The organism is Methylomagnum ishizawai, assembly GCF_019670005.1.
Taxonomy (GTDB): Bacteria; Pseudomonadota; Gammaproteobacteria; order Methylococcales; family Methylococcaceae; genus Methylomagnum; species Methylomagnum ishizawai.
The window spans coordinates 3,911,317-3,930,439 of record NZ_AP019783.1; the positions used below are offsets into that span (position 1 = coordinate 3,911,317).

Here is a 19,123-nt window from a genome sequence, read left to right on the forward strand (position 1 = left end):
CGAAAAAGGCGGAACCCGGTGGGGCCGGGCTCCGCGGTTCCAGGCACAAATATTATTTTATGCCCGAGGGGGAAATAAAGACCGTGGGACGAAATAAAAGCGCACCCTCCGTTAGCGGGCGAAATGCAGCCGCTGCCCCAGGGCGTCCGGGGTGACCAGCACCACGCCGCCGGGGCTGACATGGAAACGCTTGCGGTCTTCCTCCGGATTCTCGCCGATGACGGTATTGGGCGGGATATGGCAGCCGCGGTCGATGATGGCCTTGGTGATGCGGCAATGGCGGCCGATGTTCACCTCGGGCAGGATCACCGAATCCTTCACCACCGCGTAGGAGTTCACCCGCACATTGCTGAACAGCAGCGAGTGCCGGACCTCCGAACCCGAGATGATGCAGCCGCCCGAGACCATCGAATCCACCGCCATGCCGCGGCGGTCGTCGTCGTCGAACACGAACTTGGCCGGCGGGGTCTGGGCCTGGTAGGTCCAGATCGGCCAATCGTGGTCGTAGAGGTTGAGTTCGGGGTCCACGCCGATCAATTCCATATTGGCCGCCCAATAGGAATCCACCGTGCCCACGTCGCGCCAATAGGCTTGCACGCCGCTTTGCGCGTCGCGGAAGGGATAGGCGAACACCCGGTATTTCTTGATGATCGAGGGAATGATGTCCTTGCCGAAATCGTGGCTGGAACCGGGGGTGTCGGCGTCCTTGATGAGTTGCTCGAATAGGAAGCTGGTGTTGAAGACGTAGATGCCCATCGAAGCCAGGGCGGTATCCGGGCGGTTGGGCATGGGCGGGGGATTCTGCGGCTTCTCGACGAAATCGATGATGCGCTTGTTGTCGTCGACGTGCATGACGCCGAACTCCCTGGCTTCGGCGATGGGCACCTCCATGCAGCCGATGGTGAGGTCGGCTTCCATTTCGGCGTGGTAGGCCATCATCAAGCCGTAGTCCATCTTGTAGACGTGGTCGCCGGCCAGGATCAGGATGTACTCGGAGTTTTGCTGGCGCAGGATATCGAGGTTCTGGTAAACGGCGTCGGCGGTACCGGCATACCAGGATTCTTGTAAACGCTGCTGGGCCGGGAGGATATCCACGAACTCGCCCAGTTCGGCGCGGAGGAAACCCCAACCTTGCTGGATATGGCGGATCAGGGAGTCGGCCTTATACTGGGTCAATACCCCGATTTGGCGTATCCCCGAATTGAGGCAGTTGGACAGCGGAAAATCGATGATACGGAACTTCCCCCCGAAGGGGACGGCGGGTTTGGCCCGCCATTCGGTGAGTTTGTAGAGGCGGCTACCGCGTCCCCCGGCCAGAATCAGCGCCAAAGTGTGCCGGGTGAGGCGGCTAACGAAGCGGGAGGAATGCATCGATTCTGGCATGGGCTAAAGCTCCTCTAAGAGAAAGGTGACGCACACCGAAAGCCCAAATTTGTTAACATTAGGACCGGTGTTCGGGTATCCATAAGACCGCGACATTCTACTCTCAGAGGCCAAATAAAGTGAACTCGACCGAAGCGGGCCGCGCCGCCGGACACGCAGACGAAGCGGATCCGATATCCGAACTCCAGCGCATCATCACCGCCCGCCATCCCGATCCCTTCGCGGTATTGGGCCGGCACCCGGCTCCGGGGGGCGAGGTGCTGCGGGCCTTGCTGCCACGGGCGGAAGCCGTGCGCCTCGGCACCGACGGCCCCCCATTCCAGCGCGTTCCCGGCACGCCCCTGTTCGAATGCCGGCTGGACCGCGCCGCCAAGCTCCCCCGCCATTACCGGCTGTCCTGGACCGACGGGACCGGGCAAACCCACGAATATTGCGATCCCTACACTTTCCCGCCGCAGATATCCGACTTCGACCTCTACCTGTTCGGCGAGGGCAAGCATTGGCATATCCACCGCATCCTCGGCACCCACCCGCAGACGGTCGATGGCATTCCAGGCGTCCGCTTCGCGACCTGGGCACCCAATGCCGAGCGGGTCAGCGTGGTCGGCGACTTCAACGCCTGGGATGGACGCTGCCATCCGCTGCGGATGCGGGGCGGCGGCGGGGTCTGGGAGTTGTTCGTCCCGGAAATCGCGCCGGGCACGGTCTATAAATTCGAAATCCGCAACCGCCAGCACGGCACGGTCCTGCTCAAGACCGATCCCTACGGGCGTCAATTCGAGGTCCGCCCCGACAACGCCGCCATCGTCGCCGCCGCCCCGGAATACGCTTGGGCCGACGCGGCCTGGATCGAGGACCGCAAAAGCCGCGACTGGCTGCACGAACCCCTGTCGGTGTACGAAGTCCATCTCGGCTCCTGGCAGCGGGACCACGACGGCGGCTTCCTCAACTACCGCGTCCTGGCCGAGCGCCTCGTGGCCCATGCGAAGGCCCATGGCTTCACCCATATCGAACTCCTGCCCATCACCGAGCATCCCTACGATGGCTCCTGGGGCTATCAAACCACCGGTTATTTCGCCCCGACCAGCCGCTTCGGCACGCCGGACGATTTCCGCGCCTTCGTCGATCATTGCCATACCCATGGCATCGGCGTGTTGCTCGACTGGGTGCCGGCCCATTTCCCCAAGGACGCCCACGGGCTGGCCTGGTTCGACGGCACGCCGCTCTATGAGCACGAAGACCCCAGATTGGGCGAACACCGCGACTGGGGCACCTTGATCTACAACTTCGGGCGCAACGAAGTCCGCAACTTCCTGATCGGCAGCGCCTTGTTCTGGCTGGAGGAATTCCATCTCGACGGGCTCAGGGTCGACGCCGTGGCCTCGATGCTGTACCTGGATTATTCCCGCGAGCCGGGCGACTGGATTCCCAACAAATACGGCGGCAACGAAAACCTGGAAGCCATCGCCTTCCTGCGGGAACTCAACACCGTCGCCCACCAGCAATTCCCCGGCACCCTGGTCGTCGCCGAGGAATCCACCGCCTGGCCGCAAGTCACCCGTCCGACCTGGACCGGCGGCCTGGGCTTCTCCCTGAAATGGAACATGGGCTGGATGCACGACACCCTGGTCTACATGGGCAAAGACCCAGTGCATCGCCAATACCACCACGACCAACTGACCTTCGGCCTACTGTACGCCTTCACCGAGAACTTCATCCTACCGTTCTCGCATGACGAAGTGGTGCATGGCAAAAAATCCCTGCTGGGCAAGATGCCGGGCGACGAATGGCGGCGCTTCGCCAACCTCCGGCTGCTCTACACCTTCATGTTCACCTATCCCGGCAAGAAGCTGCTGTTCATGGGCTGCGAATTCGCCCAGGCCGAGGAATGGAACGCCGCCAAAACCCTGGACTGGTATCTCTACGACCGCGCCAACCACCGCGGCATCGCCACCCTGGTCGGCGACCTCAACCGCATCTATACCCGCTACCCCGCCCTATACCGCTACGATGGCGACGGCCAGGGCTTCGAATGGATCGATTGCCACGACGCCCCGCAATCGGTGCTGAGCTACATCCGCCGGGCCAAGGACGAGTTCGTGGCGGTGGCCTTCAACTTCACGCCCATCCCCCGCCATAACTACCGCATCGGCGTCCCGGCGGCCGGCACCTACCGCGAAATCTTCAATTCCGACTCGATCTACTACGGCGGCAGCAATATGGGCAACCCGCCGCTGGAAGCCGAACCCCAGGCCTGGATGGGCCGTCCCTATGCCCTCAACATCACCCTGCCGCCCCTGGCCGGGATCGTCCTGATCCGCGAGCAGCCCGAGGCGGCGCTACCCGAAACACCCGGTGCCAAGGACGCGCCAGAAGTCGCTCCATGAAAAAAATCCTGTTCGTCACCAGCGAAGCCTATCCCCTCATCAAAACCGGCGGCTTGGCCGATGTCTCCGGCAGCCTGCCCATCGCGCTACGGGCCTTGGGCCACGATGTCCGCATCCTGATGCCGGGCTACGAACCGGCCATCGCGGCCGGCGAATTCCAAACGGTCAAGGTGCTGCACAAAGACAAAGGCATCGCCATCCTGGAAGGGCTGCTACCCGGCTCCGAGGTGCCGGTATGGCTGCTGACCCATGACGATTATTTCGCCCGGCCCGGCAACCCCTATCTGGCCACCGACGGCCAGCCCTGGGAAGACAACCCCGAGCGCTTCGCCCTGCTCTGCCATGTGGCGGCGGAAATCGCCATGGACCGGCTGGGCCTCGGCTGGCGGCCCCAGGTCGCCCACGGCAACGATTGGCAAAGCGGCCTGGTGCCGGTCCTGCTGGGCGACGAACCGGGCCGGCCCGCGACCGTGTTCACCATCCACAACCTGGCCTACCAAGGCGTGTTCCCCTACGCGACCTTCCAGAAGCTGCGCCTGCCGCAACGCTTCTGGTCGGCCCACGCCCTGGAATTCTACGGCCAGATGTCGTTCATCAAGGGGGGTCTCGCCTTCGCCGACCGCATCAGCACCGTCAGCCCCACCTATGCCCAGGAAATCCAGGGCGGCGAATTCGGCTGCGGCCTGGAAGGCCTGCTGAGCCACCGCCGCGAACGCCTCAGCGGCATCATCAACGGCATCGACGCCGAAGCCTGGAACCCGGCCACCGATCCCTTCCTGCCGACCCATTTCGATGTGGCGGGCCTGTCCAAGCGGGCCGAAAACAAAGCCGCCCTGCAACAAAGCTTCGGCCTGCCGCCCGACCCCGATATCGCCGTGCTGGCCTGGGTCGGGCGCCTGGTGCAGCAAAAGGGCATCGACCTCGTCATCGACCTCTTGCCCAAGCTGGCCGGCCTGCCCTTGCAGCTGGTGGTGGTCGGCAGCGGCGAAGACCGCTACCAACGCCTGCTGCAGCGCTGGGCCAAGCTCTACCCGGACAAGATTTCGGTCAAGCTGGGCTACGACGAATCCAGCGCCCACCTGCTGGAAGCGGGCACCGACCTGTTCCTGATGCCCTCGCGGTTCGAACCTTGCGGGTTGAACCAGATGTACAGCCAGCGCTATGGCGCGGTGCCGGTGGTGCGCCGGGTTGGCGGGCTGGCCGATACCGTGGTGGACGCCGATCCCGCCCACCTCGCGGCGGGCACGGCCACCGGCATCGTGTTCGACGAGCCGACCCCGGCGGCGCTGCTGCTCGCCATCCAGCGCGGCTTGGCCCTGTTCCAGGACAAGGCCGCTTGGCGGCGGGTGCAAGCGGCCGGGATGAACAAGGAATTTTCCTGGGAAGCCAGCGCCCAGCGCTATCTGGAGCTTTACGAATTGGCGTTGCAAGACCGCACCCAGGCCGGCAGCCTGCTCGGAACCGCCTGAACCCCATGCGCCGCCCGGAACCCCTCGTTTGTTTGCTGCTCTGCCTGGCGGGCCAGCCCGCCGCCTGGGGCTATGGCGACGAGGTCGTCACCACCATCGAGGTCTACCACCGCCCCGCCGAGGAATTGGCCGAACTGATCCGGCCCTTGCTCGGCCCGTTCGAGACCGTGGTCCCGGCCCGCAACCAACTCATCCTCAAGGCCAGCCCGGAGCGGGTCGGGGAAATCCGCTCCCTGCTCGACCAGATCGACCGCAGCCCCCACCGCCTCCTGATCACCGTGATCCAGGGCAGCAACCTATCGAAGGACGCGCTCGATACCGGCCTGGGACTCCAAGGCCGGGCCGGGCCGGGCGGAGCGGGCATCGGCCTCGGCGGCCACAGCTACCGGCTCGAAAACCGCGACGCGGCGGGAGCCACCCAGCAGGTCCAAACCCTGGACGGCGCCGCCGCCAGCATCCAGGCCGGCTCGCAAATACCGGTGCCGACCCAGTCGATGTATGGCTATGGCGGCATCGACTACCGCCCGGTCACCACCGGCTTTTCCGTCACCCCCAAGCTCATGGGCGGGCAGGTCTTGATCGACATCTCCCCCTGGTCCGACCGGCCCAGCCGCGATCAGGGCGGCGTCATCGCCACCCAGGGCTTGCATACCCAGGTCAAGGCCGCGCTGGGCGAGTGGATCGAACTGGGCGGCCAGACCGAAACCACCACCCGCGAAAGCCACGGCTACACCGGCCACACCTATTCCACCCGCAGCCAGGACAACCGCACCTTCCTCAAGGTCGAGGATTTGGACGCACCCTCCCCTTGATCCGCGATTCGTCCCAAACGGACTGGGCGGACGGGCCAACGAAACACTCCACCGCTGTGGACGGAGCATCGATTGCCACCCTCCTCGCATCGCCGGTAGGCACAAACTATGCTTCCGCCTTGCCGGGCCTTCCGGCTTGCTCGCAAGCCTATCCAGACCAAACCCGATGCCAATAGGCAAATGGGAGCGGGTTCCGGGACGGATTCGATGCCGGTATTAAAATCACCATTGATGGTCAACTGATAATTGAGCGCCAAGGATGAAGCCACGGGCTGTCCCGAACTGAAAACGGAGGATTCCAATTGCAACCCATCGATCATATCAAACCCGCCATCATCACCGCCGGTGCCCACAGCTAACCAGTAATTGCCCGCCGCTAAAAAAACAGATAGGAATGAATCCAATTCGCTTAACGAACCATCGTTATTCCCATCGATGGTGAAATCAGTATCATCGTTTTCAGCTACCCAATCGCCCAAATCAAGATGGCCATCATCTTTGAAAACCCAGACCATTGAATCATCAAGCCCATCGGGCAAATCGGAAGCCAGCACATCGAAAGTTAAAGTACCCCCATGGGTATTGAATTTTAAAAAATCCACCGATCTGGATACAAAAGCGCCATCGGCGTCCTGATTCTCTAAAATACTGCTGTTGAGGATAAGCGCTTGGCCGGCAGTGGGTAAAGCCATCATGGCCGACACGGCAAGACTGGCCAGGAGATTACGTAGGGAGGTTTTCATTGGAAATACCCTGGAATAAATGGGATGGGCGGGACGGATGCCGCAGCGATCAGGCCAAGATCAGGCTGGCCGCGCTGAAGTTATGGACCCCGGTCAGGAGAATGGAAAATTCGGGCACATCGTCCGGGTCGGTGCTGCCGTATAAGGTATGGCTGGCCGCGTTGAAGACCAATTGGCCCGTGGCGTCGATGGCGTCGAACGCTTTCAAAATAGTACCATCGAAGGTTTTCCGACCCACCGCGATACCATTGGCATCGATCTGCGATAAGTCGATTTTGTCGCCTTGTCCTACTCTAAAATCGGCAATGGTGTCGCGGGTCGATTGGGTAATTCCGCTATCTTCGATTCTGGTATAAACAAAACGATCCGCGCCCGCTTTTCCCAACAAATAATCCCCGCCTAAACCACCCGTCAACACATTGGTGGTCTTGTTGCCAGCCAGATAGTCGTTGAAATCGCCGCCGCCGATGTTTTCGATGGAGGCCAGTTTGTCATAGCCCGAGCCATAGGTTTTCTGCGGACCGGCCAGACCCAGCAAAATCTTCACTGCGGATTTCGCCGTACCGTAGTCCGCCGTATCGATACCCGAACCGCCCGATAAGGTATCGTTACCCGCGCCACCCTCTAGGATATCGTCGCCGTCGTTACCCAGCAGTGTATCGTTGCCGGCCAGCCCCTTGATGTGATCGACTGTATTGGTTCCTGTTAGCCGGTCGTCGCTAGCCGTACCCGTAAGGTCGAAGCCTTGGGCCAGGAGTTCGTTCAAGGTGAGTTGGGTGCCGTCGGCGAAACCGATCAGGCCAAGATCGGCGCTGCCGAAAACGTCGTTAGGGTCGAAGTCCTCGAAATGGACCTCGTCGCCATTGCCAAGATAGAGCGCCAGCGAACCCAGTTTCAAAATGATATCTTTCGGGCCGATCCCTGGACCGAACATCAATTGGGTATCCTTGTCGGGATCGATCACGGTATCGTGGCCGTCGCCCCGGTTGAAGTAGACGGTGTCCTTGCCGCTGCCGCCGTAGACCGTGTCGTCGCCCGGCCCGCCGGTCAGGCTGTCGTCCCCGCCGCCGCCGAACAGGCGGTCGTTGCCCGCCCCGCCCAGCAGGGTGTCGTCGCCCTGGTCGGACGTGGATATCTGACCGTCCACATCGTCGCCATAAAGGATGTCGTCGCCGTCGCCGCCATTCAAATAGTCGTCGCCGGTCTGTCCGGCCATCCAGTCGTTGCCAAGGCCGCCGTCCAACACGTCGCTACCGCCGTTCGGGGCCAGCCGGGTTTCGGAGATAAACCCGGCGGGTGTCGTCAGAGTGAAATCGTCTCCAACAACGCTCCATGTCCATTTGAAGGCATTGCCGGAAGCCACCATGATGGGATAGAGGGCATAGCTGCCGGCAGGCACACTCACCATGCTGGACGTAGCCGTATTCCAACGGAAGGCTTGAGTGGTCGCCCCCGCATAGGACAGGGCTATCGCTCTCGAAGCAGGCGAGTATTGAGCGTCCCCCAACAGCAGATCGTCGCCAGCCCCACCCCGGACCAAGTCTTCCCCGGCCCCACCGAATTCGACATCGCTGCTGCGGCTGCCGTAGAGCGAGTCGTCGCCGTTCTCCCCGCCGAGCCAGTCGCCGCGCTCGCCACTGTCGGCCCCGGCAACTTCCCAAGCACCGTCGTCGGCGTCGCCCCACAGTTGATCGCTGCCGTAGCCGCCCAGCAGCACGTCGGATTGGGCACCCCCGTAGGCCAAATCGTTGTCGGAAGTCGTGGTACTGAAACCGTTGGCCCCAGTGCGTATGAAATCTTTGCTGTCACCGCCCTGGACTTTGTCGTTGCCACCGTAGGCGCTGATGACGAAATTGCTTGTGCCGCCGCCGGTGTTGATGATGTCGTCGTAACTGCTGCCGTAGAAAGAGTCACTTTTGGTACCCCCGCCGAGTTCCAAACCCTGGGTCGCGAGGGAGCCGTCCATGCTCAGGTAAGCCACGCTGTTGGGGAAGTTCTTGGTCACGCGGTCTACGGGATCCGCCGCTCCCAAGCTCAGGCCGAATTCGCCATCTTTCCAGTTGTCGATATTGGCCACGGCTTTGTATTCACCGGTGTTGGGGTCGCGCTCCGACAAGCGCCAGTCGCCATCCAGCAAGGGACGTAGTTCGTAAGTCTTGTCGGCGCTGTAGTAGATTTTCCCGCCGTCGATGGCCGGGTTGAACGTACCGGAAATCGACGCGCCGTCGATTTGGATTCGGTTGGTGCCGCTATGATCAAGGAGGGTATCGATGCCGCCAGTCGATTGCAGGAGGTAAGTGTCGTTGCCACGGTCCCCTTGCAAATAATCGTTGTCGCCATAGCCGGTCAGCGTGTCGTCGCCCTTGCCGCCGTAGAGGTGATCCTTGCCCAAGCCGCCTTCGACCGCATTGGCTTTGTCATCGCCGAAGATGTATTTGTCGGTGCCGATGGGAACCCCGATTTTCTTGTTGCTGGCGATGTCTTCGTAATAGCTCCAGCTCAAGAAAATATTGGGGATGAAGGTTTGGGAGGCCTCGGCCACCAGCACCACGAAACGGGCGCGGTCGTCTATCCATTGCTCGGTGAGTGTGCCTTGGCCCGTCGCCGGATCGTACAGGTCCAAGGAGCCGTCGGTATTGTGTTGGTCGTAGTCAATATCCGGGACTATGAATGGGTTCAATTGCTGCAAGGCATAGCGCCAAGCAATGTCGTTCTTGGCGTGTTCGACGATTTCGGTGTGGCTGAAGGCGGGGATGAAGGTTAGCGTGTTGCCGTCGATGTCAGGCGGCAGGTCGGTCGAGCCGTCTTTGCCGAACAGCAAATCTTTGAGCTTGTCGATAATATCCGCTCGGTCGTTGTCATCCTTATCCTTGAGCAGTTCATACAAGCCGGTGGCACCGTCGCCGCCGAAGAATCCGCCCACAAAGGAGCCACCCACGACAATGACAGCGGCAATCGGTGCCGAAAGCGTCACGCCAAGAGCCGCCAGCGCTGCCACCGCGATACCGCCCACCGCAGTTCCCAAAGCTTCGCCCACGGCGGAACCCGTTTCATCGACCGCCCATTGGGCCATGATTTCCTTGGCCTGCTCGGTATCGCCGCTCTCCGCAGCGGACGCGGCTTCGCTGGCGGCCAGGGAAAAGCCCAGTAACCCGCCGAGGAGTCCTAGTTTGTTCAGTACCTTGCTGCCCGTGCTGATATCGACAGAAGCATCGGCGAACATGGTTTTGGCCATACCGCTCAATTCGGCTTGCCGCGCCGGGTCCAAATCCTTGAGGTAGGCGTCGAATAAATTATGCGCGCCCGGATTTTCAATCAGATATTTCTGTAGGTCAGTAATCTTATATAGGAAGTCATCTGATCCGCTGAGCGAAACGCCGTCGAATTTTAGTCCGCTGTAGGCTATATCCATAAGCGAAGCTGTCTTTACGCGAGCAAATATCTCGTCAACACTTTTGCCTACGAATTCGCTTTTGGGAATGCCTTCGATGGAAGTGACGTTTTCGTTGGCTAACAGGGCGGGGATTTCAGTTTGGGCAAAGACACGATCTGATCTTGCATCTGCTACCAATGTCTTTACTTCACCTACCGTTTCTGAAACAAAATTGGCGGAAATGGTATCCCATGCACCTGTAGTAATTCGAGTCCCGCTCGCATCCGAAATGCCGAACAGAAATTGGTTGGCGCTACTTCCGACCGCATAAGGATCGTCTCCAAAAATCCTTTTCAACGTATCAACCAATTTTAGATTTTGGTTTGCTGGATCATAAATATCCAAAAATTTAGATGCTTGGGTATTATCAAGCACGCGAATGTCTTCGCCACTACTAAGCATGCTTTTAATAATGGTGCCAGAATAAGTGCCATTAATATTGCCACTGTAAAGTACAGTAACTTTACCTGTAGCTGAAACATCTAGCTGAGAAACCAAGGCTTTTAGTTCAGCCTCGGTATTTATGCTATCCAACAGTACGTTGGCTTGCGTCATGCTATAAGCCATATTTTAACCTATTTTTATTTAAAAGCTAAACCTGACAATAGCATTTTTAACAAATGAATTAACGCCATTATCACCAAAAACATTTAACGCTTCTTTTAGAACCAGTATCACGTCTTCATATAATTTGCCGTGCAAATCAGAAGGATCAATACTAATTAATCTCCATACTATAATATAAGGCGATTCGTTATATTTTTTTGACCCGCCTTCTCCATGCTCTAAACGACAAATAAAGAGTTTGCCATCCCAATTTAAGTGGAACTCTATCCAAGATTCGTTAACATAAGCTTGATTTGCTCCACCAGTTCTTTGAAAATAAATGTCACGCTCTCGATCTATAGTCCACATGGCATTAAACTCTGAAGGAAGCGACTTGTATTCTGGATGACGATCAAGCCACTTTCTATCTAATGCATATTTTTTAATATCTTCTTTTGAGACATATTCATTTAAAAATGCCATGACTTTTTCTCCAAAAAATTAATGCTTACTCAAAATTTAGCCCTTGTATTCCGCCACATGGCTGGGATTCCACATTTGGCGGAATGCGCGGGTACGCTATTGCGCCGGATGCGGGGGTTCCATCCATGCGGCGAAATACACTGGGGTACTGGCTATTCCGCCCTACGCGGACTGAACCAGCCGGGTAGGGTGGGCATGGAATACATGCCCACCCTACCTGACTTGGAATCATCTTACCGCCTTCGCCCGGAAGATGAAAACCAATATCTATGCCTTGAAAAATAACTTGCTTTCCGAGTATATGAAGGGAGAATTGAAAAACCCGTCTATCATCATAGCGAGGTGTTGAAATAGGACCAGAAGCCACGAGGTTTTAGAGCTAGCTTAAACCATGTGCGTAAGTCCTAGTATTTTCTCTTTATAATTTGAGTGTAAAGGTATATCTGGAGTAGTAATCTTGAGATGAAAACACTCCAGCACCACGGTGTTCTGTAAATGCCGCCTCCAAATCCTTAATGATTTGAGGACGCTGCACTTCTAGCTCAGGTGGAATATTAATACTCAGAAGTTTCTTACGTTGCCAGCAGGGTTGACCGCGCTCCCCTTCTATGCCTAAATCTTTAACCTCGGCCATCATCAGGTGACCTTTCCAATAAAAATCCCAAGCAGATACTCCAGTTAAGCCCAAACCTGGCTTCGTGTGTTCGGATTCTGTATAAAATTTTCGCAGCCAAATATTAGCTTTCCGATCTATCGTCCAATCTCTCCTTGTTCCCCCGCCTTTCATTGGGCGTTTATTGAGCTCGGCAAAGTTATATTTTTCCAAATCTTCTTTTGGAATGTATTCGTTAACAAAAGCCATGGTTTTGTCCTCCTAATGAGTTTAAGTTGTACTTGCACGACTACTCTCTTGCCGACCAAAGAACTCCTAGCCTCAAGATCAAAAATTACCATTAAATTCAATGTCTTGATAAAAAATAGATTGGATGTTCTTTCGCTTTGAAGGGAGTAAAAGCATTATGACCGCAGCCTGCGTAACCTCGATTAACGCAGCAGAATCGGGGGCACGAAATCCGTGCGATTACGCTGCCGCTAATCGCGCCTATATCTCTTAAACGCCTCCATCCCCAAGCGTCCCGGCGCGGCCACATGCATGTCACATTTAATTGAAATATCTCTAATTTTGATCGATTCGACCCTTACTTTGGTCAAATTAGCTACACATAGCCCAATATAGCTGAATTAAACCACATCTTGTTTACTTTTAAACCATCTGTTTTCATAAAAACGTGTAGGGATTTTCTGATTTTTTTGTAGGATTTTCCTTACAAAGACCGATATGCGCCCAATGAAACGCATATGCGTCACGCGGTGAAATCGCATGGGCTTGATGGGAGCGGCGAGGCGGGCACCTGTATGGGAAGCATGAAATCCGTGCGATTACGCTGCGCTGATCGCGCCTATGGCCCTGTCAAAGGACACGCTGAACGCGGGCGCCACTATCCAGGGCCGGGCCGCGCTGGGCGGGCGGCCTGACCAAGGACGCGACGGACCTCAGCGACGACGACGAACGGGCTTTATGGGACGAAAGCCTCAAGTTCAGCATCACGCTGGGTTCGCGGGGGCGTTGGGAAACACGGGTAGTTGGGGGAATTGCTGGGCCTCATCGCCGGGGCGGTGCTGACCCCGGACCTGGACCGGATCGACGAACTACGGTTTTCGCCGATGCTCTGGGCTTTCCTGGCGGGTTATGGCGTGGAATTCACGTTTCGGTATTCGACATGGTGATCGAACGCGGGCGGCTGACGATGGAATCCGCGAGGCAGCAGACGCCGCGGGACAACGAACCCCGCGCCAGCAAAACGGCGCGGGTGGCGGCGGAAAAACCGGCATCCTGAACCGGCCCCCGCCGCCGGAGCCCTCAGGAATGCTTGTCCGGGTCGCCGATGTACTTCTTATACGCCTCGATCCAATTAGTCCTGATCTCCTCCTGCGCGGCCTTCAGCCCCACCTCGCCCTTGCAAACCTTGTCGTGCAGGGTTTGCTCGAGGAAATCCTTGCGCCGGGCCGACCATTTGGTCACCAGGACCTGAGGCCAGATGTTCTTGGGGTCGGTGGGATTGCCGCCCAGGGACAGGGGGATCAGGTGGTCCATCTGGTAGTGCTTGGCGTTCTCGTCGGTGTAGCCATATTGCTTGATCTCCTCCCTGGCGATGCTGTCGAGGAACGAGGCCGGCGGCATATGGCCCTCGGTCCAGGTGAAATGGGTCACCTTGCAGATCGATTCCTTGAGGTTGGCCTCGGTGACCTCCGGGTCGGTGGAACCGGGGGTGATATTAAGGTCGGGCAAATCCCCGGCCCTGGCGGTCGAGGCGAACAAGGCCAATGCGAGTATCGGTGCTATTTTCATCGGTGTCTCCCGTGGCTAAGGGGCGCGGATGCCCACATCTATCGACGGGTATTGTCGCATCCACCGGGAAAATTGTAAGCAGCCCGCCCCAGCGGCGGCGCGGACCGGAAAACTTTCCGCGCCCATGAAAAAGGCACCCGAGGGTGCCTTTTTCCAGGAAGGGTTGGAACGGCCCGGATCACAAGTGATAGGCTGTTTCGCCATGCTCGACAATATCGAGGCCCTGGCGCTCCACTTCCTCGGTGACACGCAGGCCGATGGTCAGGTCCACGATCTTGTAGGACACGAAGGACACGATGCCCGACCACACGATGGCGGTGCCGACGCCCCAGGCCTGGCTGGTCACCTGGGCCACCATGTCGAACTGGCCGACGGCGTTGGCGACATAATCGTAGACGCCGGTGCCGCCCAGGTCGGGCGAGGCGAACACGCCGGTGCCCAGGGCACCCAGGATGCCGCCCACGCCATGGACGCCGAATACGTCCAGCGAATCGTCGTAGCCCAGCATGTGCTTCATCTTGGTCACCGACCAGAAGCACACCGCGCCCGCCAGAAGGCCCAGCACGATGGCCCCCATCGGACCCACGAAACCGCAGGCCGGGGTGATCGCCACCAGCCCCGCGACCGCGCCGGAAGCGCCGCCCAGCATGCTGGGCTGGCCGCGCACGCCCCATTCGGCGAAGGTCCAAGCCAGGGTGGCGGCGGCGGTGGCGAGCAAGGTGTTGACGAACACCAAGGCGGCGACGCCGTTGGCCTCCAGGTTGGAGCCGACGTTGAAGCCGAACCAGCCCACCCACAGCAGCGAAGCGCCGATCATGGTCATGGTCACGCTATGCGGGGCGATGAATTCCTTGCCATAGCCGATGCGCTTGCCGATCATCAAACAGCCGACCAGGCCGGCGATACCGGCGTTGATGTGCACCACGGTGCCGCCCGCGAAGTCCAAAGCGCCCTTCTGGAACAGGAAGCCCGCCGTCGCCGCCGCCGCGTCGCCCGCCGCCTTGTCGGTGTAGGCGTCCGGGCCGGCCCAGTACCACACCATGTGGGCGATGGGCAGGTAGGAGAAGGTGAACCACAGCACCATGAACATCAAGACGGCGGAGAATTTGACCCGCTCGGCGAAGGCACCGACGATGAGGGCCGGGGTGATGGCGGCGAAGGTCAATTGGAAGGCGACATAGATCAATTCGGGGACGTACACGCCCTTGCTGAAGGTCGCCGCGGCGGACTCGGGCGTCACGCCCTTCAGGAACAGCTTGCCGAAGCCGCCGAAGAAGGCATTGCCCTCGGTGAAGGCGACGCTATAGCCGTAGATGGCCCACAACACACCGATCAGGGAGAAAATCACGAACACCTGCATCAGGACCGATAGCATGTTCTTGGCCCGCACCATGCCGCCGTAGAACAAGGCCAGCCCCGGCACGATCATCAGGATGACCAGGACGGTGGCGACGATCATCCACGCGGTATCGCCCTTGTTCGGGGCCGGGGGCGCGGCGACGGCGGCGACTTCCTCCGCGGAAACCATGCCCACATAACCTAGGAGCGCGAGCAAGGCCAAGCGACTGAATATTTTTATCATTGGAATCCCCTTGTTTGAATTTCCGCGTGCGTTGTCAGAGCGCGTCGGCACCGGTCTCGCCGGTGCGGATACGGACCACCTGCTCCAGATCGAACACGAAAATCTTGCCATCGCCGATCTTGCCGGTGTTGGCGGTCCTGGAGATGGCTTCCAGCACAACCTCGAGTTGTTCGTCGGTCACGGCCACTTCCAGCTTGACCTTGGGCAGGAAATCGACGACATATTCAGCGCCCCGGTAAAGTTCGGTGTGGCCCTTCTGGCGGCCGAAGCCCTTCACCTCGGTCACGGTGATGCCCGAAATCCCCACTTCGGACAAGGCTTCGCGGACATCGTCCAGCTTGAATGGTTTCAATATCGCGGTCACGAATTTCATGGAAAAAACTCTCCTGATGCTAGTAATACTCTGGGCCGGGTTGCGATCATGCGCCGGTTCGGTGAAGACGCCCGGACACCGAATAAGCATCAGCCATGCCAAGCTGTGGCTAGCGCCCATGGGAGCGGTAAGGGAATATTCCGGCCGATTCCGCGCCAGGGGAAAACGCACCACGCTAAGGCGCACGGGATTCCCCGCACAACTCTGGTGCGCGGCCCCGGCCCATGACGCCGCGCCGTGCGGGCAGGACATGGCCCCCATCCCCGCCTAGCCCACGTCCGTCCGGGACAGCAAGCACCGGCGAAGCGGCGATGGTTAATACACGAAACCCGACATCACCCCAACACCCTTATGTTTCCACGCAAACCATTTCGTAAATCCGGCGGCGAATATCGCAACCAATAACATCCACGGCGTAGCCTGTCGCCGTTCCCCCATACGGTCCCTTCGCCCACCCCGAAGGCCGACTTTGGTCGGGGCGTTATCCAGCCTTATTTTCCAAACCGCCCGATATGATTGAATCGCTGTTATCGTTGTTTGCGAGCCCACCCTTTCCCGCGCGGTTGGATATGCCCATTCTGCCCCAACTGTTTTGGCCGAACCTGGTCGCGGACGGCCTGCTGGCGCTGGCGTTCTATGCCATCCCCTTCGCGCTCTGGGCCTTCCTCCGCCATCGCAACGACCTCCCCCGCCGCGGACCGCCGCTCCTGCTCGGCGGTTTCGCCCTGCTCTGCGGCAGCTACCACCTGCTGCACCTATGGACCCCCAGCCTGGTCGATGGCATACCGGCCCTGGCCGTGAAGGTGGCGGCCGCCCTGGCCGCCCTGGCCGCCGCCCTCCGGCTCCGGCCCGTCCTGGCCGGACTCATGGACCTGCCCGATTCCAAGCAACTGCTGGCCGCCAACCAAGCCCTGGAAACCGCCTTGCAAGCGCACCAGGAAACCGCCGGCGAGATGCGCAAGCTGTCCCTGGCGGTCGAGCATAGCCCGAGCATGGTGCTGATCACCGACCGGGACGGCCTGATCGAATACTGCAACCCGGCCTTCAGCAAGCTCTCGGGCTTCGGCCGCCAGGAAATGATGGGGCGCCGGGCTTCGATCTGGTACCCCGACCGGGTCGATCCGGCGGCGCGGCGGGCCTTGTGGGACAAACTCAAGCGCGGCGAGACCTGGGAGGGCGAGGTCCGCGAGCAAAACAAAAACGGCGTTCCCTATTGGTGCCTGGAATACGTGGCCCCGATCCGGGACGAGCAGGGCAGGCTCATCCACTATGTCGTGATGTCCCACGATATCAGCGAGCTGAAGCAATCCGAGGAAACCATCCGCCGCCTCGCCTATTTCGACCCCGTGACCGAATTGCCGAACCGCGCCCTGTTCATGGAGCGGCTGCGGGAAATGCTGGGGGAAAGCCGGGGCTTCGCGGTGTTCCACCTGGACCTGGACCGCTTCAAGAACATCAACGACGACCAGGGCCACGCCTTCGGCGACCGGGTGTTGGCCGCCGTGGCCGGACGCCTGCGCCAATCGCTGCGGGAACAGGATATCCTGGCCCGGCTGGGCGACGACGAATTCGCCCTCATCCTGCCGGAGCTGTCCCATCCGGCCCTGGCCGGGGCCGCCGCCACCGCCATCGGCGCGGTCATGAAGGAAGCCCTGGTGGTCGACGGCCACGCCTTGTTCGTGACCGCCAGCATCGGCATCAGCCTCTATCCCGCCGACCACGCCGACCCCGAGCAATTGCTGAAGATGGCCGACGCCGCCCTGTACCGGGCCAAGGAGCTCGGGCGCAACCAATACCAGTTCTACAAGGAACTGCCGCGCCGCAAGGATGGGGAAAAGAACCTGGCGCTGGAGACGGGCCTGCGCTACGCCCTGGAACGCGGCGAACTGGAGGTCTATTACCAACCCAAGGTGGAAGTGGACAGTGGCCGTTGCTACGCGGCGGAAGCCCTGCTGCGCTGGCGCAGGCCCGGCCACGGCCTGGTCTCGCCGGGACAGTTCATCCCCCTGGCGGAGGAATCCGGGCTGATCGTGGAAATGGGCGAATGGCTGCTGCGGGCGGTATGCCTACAGATCGCGCAATGGCGCGACGCCGGGCTGGACATGGCGGTGGCGGTAAACCTCTCGCCCCATCAATTCCGCCAGAAGAACCTCCTGGAACGCATCGACGCCATTTTGGAAGAAACCGGGACCGACCGTTCCCGGCTGGAATTCGAGATCACCGAATCGACCATGATGCACGACCCGCAACAAGCAGTGGACACCGTGCGCCGCCTGAAAAGCCGGGGCTTGGCGCTGTCCATCGACGATTTCGGCACCGGCTATTCCTCGCTCAGCTACCTGAAATTGTTCCCGGTGGACTATCTCAAGATCGACCGCTCCTTCGTGCAGGATATCGACGCCCAGCAGGCCGATCCCCGCATCGTGCGGGCCATCATCGCCCTGGCCCACAGCCTGGATATCCGGGTGGTGGCCGAGGGCGTGGAAACCACCGGCCAGTTCGAATTCCTCAAGCACCACCAGTGCGACCTGATCCAGGGCTATTTTTTCGGCCCGCCGATGCCCGCCGACGAACTCATGGAACGGGCGCGGCCGGGACGGCCCAGCCTGCTCGCCCAGCGCGACCGCCCCTAGCGGGCGTGGGCGGTTCCCGGCCCGCCCCGAACCGCCGGGGCAAGCGGCCCAAGGGTTCAGGTCGCCAACTTCACCAAACGCAGCACCGCCGACTTGTCGATCCGGCCATCGCCGCGGCGGTAGAGTTCGTAAACCGCCATCGCCAACTCCGCCTTCTTGGCCGGGGACATCTTGCGGCCCGATTTCAGCAGGGCTTCCTCGATGGTCTCGAGGCTGAGCTGCAATATCTCGGGCGCCAGGGCCAAGGCCTCGCCCAGGGCGGCCGCCCCCGCCGGGGACTCCCTCAGCATCGTCCCCTCGCCACTGACCAACCACAACACATTGACCCCGGCCGCCTCGGCGATGGCGATCAACACCCGCCGGGTCGGGTCGCCGCCGGTAAAGTAGCGGCGTATCCCGGATTGCGACAGCCCGGACTTGCGGGCCAGCGCATTGACACTACCCACCAAGTCGGCGCAAGCCCTCATCCGCTCGATGAATTCGGCATCCACCGCCAGTTCCGGCCCTGGGGCGTCGGTGGGCTCCTGTTCCGCGCCATAGTGTTTAGGCGCTTCCCTGATGCTATTTTGTTGGGATTCGAGTTCAGCCATATGACTTAATAACGTTGTTTGCAAGAAAATCCGGGGCATTTGATTCGATATAGAGTTGCCATGGCCACGCTAAAGCGATATATTTACGGGGTGTACACATCAACACGCGCAACGAATCGGCCAGCGACAGCTGTAAATCAAAAGCGATTACTCCGGTATCCAATTCCCCCGCGCCAGGCGCGTCCCCCTATCGACCCATAGGGAAAGCCGGCGATCCGAACGCAGGAAACCGTAAGGCTATCACGGACTCGCCCCTGCGGGATGGCTATTTCGAGTGAC

At 59.8% G+C, this 19,123-nt stretch carries 14 protein-coding genes; 5 read left to right on the plus strand and 9 right to left on the minus strand.

Going from position 1 to position 19,123, the window contains the following annotated elements; all coding sequences use genetic code 11:
• Positions 1 to 111 precede the first annotated feature (111 nt).
• Entirely contained in the window at positions 112 to 1,383 is a 1,272-nt protein-coding gene (gene glgC / locus K5658_RS17685) for a glucose-1-phosphate adenylyltransferase (protein WP_221064409.1), read from the minus strand.
• 119 nt (positions 1,384 to 1,502) lie between these two features.
• On the opposite strand from glgC, the gene glgB reads away from it, so the two are divergent.
• From glgB to K5658_RS17700, 3 genes are read left to right on the plus strand one after another with little or no spacing between them, the layout of a single operon-like run.
• The gene (glgB, locus tag K5658_RS17690; protein WP_221064410.1) at positions 1,503 to 3,770 is read left to right on the plus strand and encodes a 1,4-alpha-glucan branching protein GlgB; all 2,268 of its coding nucleotides are present in this window, start codon (positions 1,503 to 1,505) and stop codon (positions 3,768 to 3,770) included.
• Complete coding sequence (glgA, locus tag K5658_RS17695; RefSeq protein ID WP_221064411.1) at positions 3,767 to 5,239, plus strand: glycogen synthase GlgA; 1,473 nt, start codon at positions 3,767 to 3,769, stop codon at positions 5,237 to 5,239. The genes glgB and glgA overlap by 4 nt, the downstream gene beginning before the upstream one ends.
• A gap of 5 nt (positions 5,240 to 5,244) precedes the next feature.
• On the plus strand, positions 5,245 to 6,051 hold the full coding sequence (locus K5658_RS17700; RefSeq protein ID WP_221064412.1) for a secretin N-terminal domain-containing protein: 807 nt from the start codon (positions 5,245 to 5,247) through the stop codon (positions 6,049 to 6,051).
• On the opposite strand, the gene K5658_RS17705 is transcribed toward K5658_RS17700, so the two are convergent.
• The 4 genes from K5658_RS17705 to K5658_RS17720 all read right to left on the minus strand — a co-directional run bounded on the left by K5658_RS17705 (position 5,982) and on the right by K5658_RS17720 (position 12,118).
• Positions 5,982 to 6,794, minus strand: coding sequence for a DVUA0089 family protein (locus tag K5658_RS17705; protein ID WP_221064413.1), 813 nt, complete (start codon positions 6,792 to 6,794; stop codon positions 5,982 to 5,984). The genes K5658_RS17700 and K5658_RS17705 overlap by 70 nt on opposite strands.
• Before the next feature lie 49 nt (positions 6,795 to 6,843).
• Positions 6,844 to 10,782 carry a calcium-binding protein gene (locus K5658_RS17710; protein WP_221064414.1) on the minus strand — a complete coding sequence of 1,313 codons (3,939 nt, stop codon included), beginning with the start codon at positions 10,780 to 10,782 and terminating at the stop codon, positions 6,844 to 6,846.
• Between the two features lie 30 nt (positions 10,783 to 10,812).
• On the minus strand, positions 10,813 to 11,256 hold the full coding sequence (locus K5658_RS17715) for a hypothetical protein (protein WP_221064415.1): 444 nt from the start codon (positions 11,254 to 11,256) through the stop codon (positions 10,813 to 10,815).
• Between the two features lie 418 nt (positions 11,257 to 11,674).
• Positions 11,675 to 12,118, minus strand: coding sequence for a hypothetical protein (locus tag K5658_RS17720; protein ID WP_221064416.1), 444 nt, complete (start codon positions 12,116 to 12,118; stop codon positions 11,675 to 11,677).
• A gap of 782 nt (positions 12,119 to 12,900) precedes the next feature.
• Here K5658_RS17720 and K5658_RS17725 point away from each other — a divergent pair.
• Positions 12,901 to 13,044, plus strand: a complete 144-nt coding sequence (locus K5658_RS17725) for a hypothetical protein (RefSeq protein ID WP_221064417.1) — start codon at positions 12,901 to 12,903, stop codon at positions 13,042 to 13,044.
• 133 nt (positions 13,045 to 13,177) lie between these two features.
• Here the strand turns inward: K5658_RS17725 and K5658_RS17730 are convergent, their stop codons facing one another.
• From K5658_RS17730 to glnK, 3 genes are all read right to left on the minus strand, one after another.
• Positions 13,178 to 13,666, minus strand: a complete 489-nt coding sequence (locus K5658_RS17730) for a hypothetical protein (protein WP_221064418.1) — start codon at positions 13,664 to 13,666, stop codon at positions 13,178 to 13,180.
• A gap of 178 nt (positions 13,667 to 13,844) precedes the next feature.
• The gene (locus tag K5658_RS17735; RefSeq protein WP_246628486.1) at positions 13,845 to 15,194 is read right to left on the minus strand and encodes an ammonium transporter; all 1,350 of its coding nucleotides are present in this window, start codon (positions 15,192 to 15,194) and stop codon (positions 13,845 to 13,847) included.
• A gap of 88 nt (positions 15,195 to 15,282) precedes the next feature.
• Positions 15,283 to 15,621, minus strand: a complete 339-nt coding sequence (gene glnK / locus K5658_RS17740; protein WP_221064420.1) for a P-II family nitrogen regulator — start codon at positions 15,619 to 15,621, stop codon at positions 15,283 to 15,285.
• A gap of 569 nt (positions 15,622 to 16,190) precedes the next feature.
• On the opposite strand from glnK, the gene K5658_RS17745 reads away from it, so the two are divergent.
• The gene (locus K5658_RS17745; protein WP_221064421.1) at positions 16,191 to 18,254 is read left to right on the plus strand and encodes a putative bifunctional diguanylate cyclase/phosphodiesterase; all 2,064 of its coding nucleotides are present in this window, start codon (positions 16,191 to 16,193) and stop codon (positions 18,252 to 18,254) included.
• A 56-nt stretch (positions 18,255 to 18,310) separates the two neighbouring features.
• Here the strand turns inward: K5658_RS17745 and K5658_RS17750 are convergent, their stop codons facing one another.
• Positions 18,311 to 18,844 (minus strand): helix-turn-helix domain-containing protein, encoded by a 534-nt coding sequence (locus K5658_RS17750; RefSeq protein WP_221064422.1) that lies wholly within the window; start codon positions 18,842 to 18,844, stop codon positions 18,311 to 18,313.
• Positions 18,845 to 19,123: the final 279 nt, after the last annotated feature.